Origin of the sequence: Methylobacterium sp. WL116, assembly GCF_008039455.1 — a bacterium.
Lineage (GTDB): Bacteria > Pseudomonadota > Alphaproteobacteria > Rhizobiales > Beijerinckiaceae > Methylobacterium.
The window spans coordinates 1-2,346 of record NZ_VRUV01000635.1 but is presented as its reverse complement, the minus strand read 5'-3'; the positions used below and the strand labels follow the sequence as shown (position 1 = coordinate 2,346).

The following is a 2,346-nucleotide window of genomic DNA, read 5'->3' as shown; positions in this document are numbered from 1 at the left end:
GTGCAGGGCCGGCCCGCCGAGCCGGCCGGCCCGCGACTGTCCCGGTTCGAGGACGTGGTGGCGCTCGCCGACGTCCGCCGCGACATCCTTCTGAAGTCGGCGCTGGAGCGCGAGGCGCATCTCGTGCGCTTCGAGGACGGCCGCATCGAGTTCCGTCAGGCGGACGGCGGGCGCCCCTCCCTGCATGCCGACCTCGCCAAGGCGCTCGAGCAGTGGACCGGCCGCCGCTGGATCGTCACGCCCTCGCGGGAGGCGGGCGCGCCGACGCTCGACGCGCAGGCCCGTGCCGCGATCGAGAGCCGCCGCGAGAACGCCGCCTCGCACCCCTTGGTGCGCGAGGTGCTGGCGCGTTTCCCCGGCGCGCAGATCGTCGACGTGCGCGACAACGCCCCCGAGGCGGCCTCCGCAGACCTCGAAGCCCCGGCAGGCCTCGACGAGGCCGCGACCGAGGACGGCGAGGCCGACGACGCCTGACGCTGGCATCCGCCCGCCCGGCTTCCCAGATCACGCTTCACCCCACGAACGAGAGACCGATCCGCATGCGCGACATCATGGGCATCATGAAGCAGGCTCAGGCCATGCAGGAGAAGATGGCCGGCCTCCAGGCCGAGCTCGACACGGTCGAGGTCTCGGGGGCCTCCGGCGGCGGCTCCGTGCGCGTGACGATGACCGCCAAGGGCCTCGTCAAGGCCGTCGCCATCGACCCGAGCCTGATGGTAGCCGACGAGCGCGAGATCCTCGAGGACCTGATCCTCGCCGCGGTCAACGACGCGCGCGGCAAGGCCGAGCAGGCGGCGCAGGAGCGCATGGCCGAGCTCACCAAGGGCCTGCCGCTGCCGCCCGGCATGAAGCTGCCGTTCTGAGGCCCGGGCCGGGTCCCGCGCAGGCCGATCGCCGGGGGAATGGGTCGTCGACGGTCGGCGACCCGCGCGACGATCAGGCCGCGACCAGGAGGGCGGCGCCGGCGACGCCCGAAAGCACCAGGCGCAGGCGACCGAGCCAGACCGGGACGAGGCCGCGCCGGGCGAGGTCCTGGTCGACCACGCCCCAGGCGAGCACCAGGATGCCGAGGGTCCGCAGGTCCCACGGGGCGGGGGCCGCGAGCGCGGCCCAGGCCAGAAGCGACGGGACGATGGCGATGAGGTAGTCGGCGTTGCCGGCGTTGCGCGCCGCCGCCGCGCCCCAGCGGATGCCGCCGAGGAAGGACGCGATCACCGCGCCGTAGGCCGAGAGGATGGTGCGCGGCGACAGGCCGATCGTGCCGAGGCCGCCGTCGCTGCCGCTGACGGCGAGCGCGGCGAAGCCGACGAACGGAATCAGTCCCGCGACGCCAAGGAGGACGGCGCCGGTCGGTACGGGGGAGACGCGCGCCATCCGACCTCCGGGCTGCCCGCTGCGGATCGGCGGTCGCATATCGAATCACGTATCCTACGAACGCCGCCGCGGAGGGTTCCCGCACTGCGGCATCATGGTCAAGCTTCCGCCGCCCGGAACGCCGGTCCGGGCCACCTATGCGCTCGCGCTCAGACCCCCTTGCGGGCGGTCTGGCCGAGGGCGGGAGCGATCGGGGCCGGGGCGCCGAGCAGGGTCATCGGCCCGGCGGCGTCCTTGGCGACCGGGGGTTCGTTGACCGCGCGGTCGAGCCGGTGCGGCTTAAAGTTCGCGGCGATGCTGCGCGCCGCGGCGAGGTCGGCCGGGCTCAACTTGGTCGCCACGTCGTCGCGCTTCTTGCCGGCATCCTCGTCGCCCTGCGCGGCGGCGGCGGCGAACCAGGCGTAGGATTGCGCGAGGTCCTGGGTCAGGCCGAGGCCGCGGGCGTAGAGCACCGCGAGGTTGTACTGGCTGTCGCGCACCCCGTACTCGGCCCCCTGCCTGAACCACGAGGCGGCCGAGGCGTAGTCCGGCTTGCCGGTCGCGCTCGGGTTCTCGGCGTAGATCACCGCGAGGTTGTGCATCGAGCGGGCATGGCCCTGCTCGGCGGCGCGGCCGTACCACATCTTGGCCTTGTCGAGGTCGCGCACGAGGCCGGCGCCCTTCTCGTAATGACCGGCGTACTTGTACTGGGCCGGCGCGTAGCCGGCGCCGGCGAGCTTCTCGTAGAGCTTGGCCGCCAGCGACAGGTCGCGCGGCAGGCCGCGCCCGTCCGCGGCGCGCCCTGCCAGTTCCCAGACCGCGGTGCCGTCGCCGTCCTGCGCCGCCTGGCGGAGCTTCGACAGGCCGGCGGGCAGGGTGGCGAGGTCGCCGGCGAGCGAGGCCATGCTCGACACCTGCGGCACCGCGCTCCGGGCCTGCGCCGCCTTCGCCTCCGCGGGGGCGGCGGTGGCAAGCGCCTGCGTGGTCTGCGGG

3 protein-coding genes and 1 pseudogene are annotated in these 2,346 nt (G+C 74.3%); 2 read left to right on the top strand and 2 right to left on the bottom strand.

The window, feature by feature from the left end; translation table 11 throughout:
• A pseudogene (locus tag FV223_RS25595) lies at positions 1-474 on the top strand (DNA polymerase III subunit gamma/tau); the annotation flags it as partial.
• A gap of 65 nt (positions 475-539) precedes the next feature.
• A complete protein-coding gene (locus FV223_RS25590) occupies positions 540-863 on the top strand; it encodes a YbaB/EbfC family nucleoid-associated protein (RefSeq protein WP_147729577.1) in 324 nt (107 codons plus the stop codon).
• 73 nt (positions 864-936) lie between these two features.
• Here FV223_RS25590 and FV223_RS25585 read toward each other — a convergent pair whose 3' ends face one another.
• On the bottom strand, positions 937-1,374 hold the full coding sequence (locus FV223_RS25585; protein WP_147729576.1) for a DUF3429 domain-containing protein: 438 nt from the start codon (positions 1,372-1,374) through the stop codon (positions 937-939).
• A 149-nt stretch (positions 1,375-1,523) separates the two neighbouring features.
• On the bottom strand, positions 1,524-2,346 hold an 823-nt coding region (locus tag FV223_RS25580), incomplete at its 5' end, for a tetratricopeptide repeat protein (RefSeq protein ID WP_147729575.1).

What these genes read in the sequence shown, in the direction of transcription:
- FV223_RS25590 (WP_147729577.1), top strand. Translation starts at nt 540, where the DNA reads ATGCGCGACATCATGGGCATCATGAAGCAGGCTCAGGCCATGCAGGAG.
- FV223_RS25585 (WP_147729576.1), bottom strand. Translation starts at nt 1,374, where the DNA reads ATGGCGCGCGTCTCCCCCGTACCGACCGGCGCCGTCCTCCTTGGCGTC.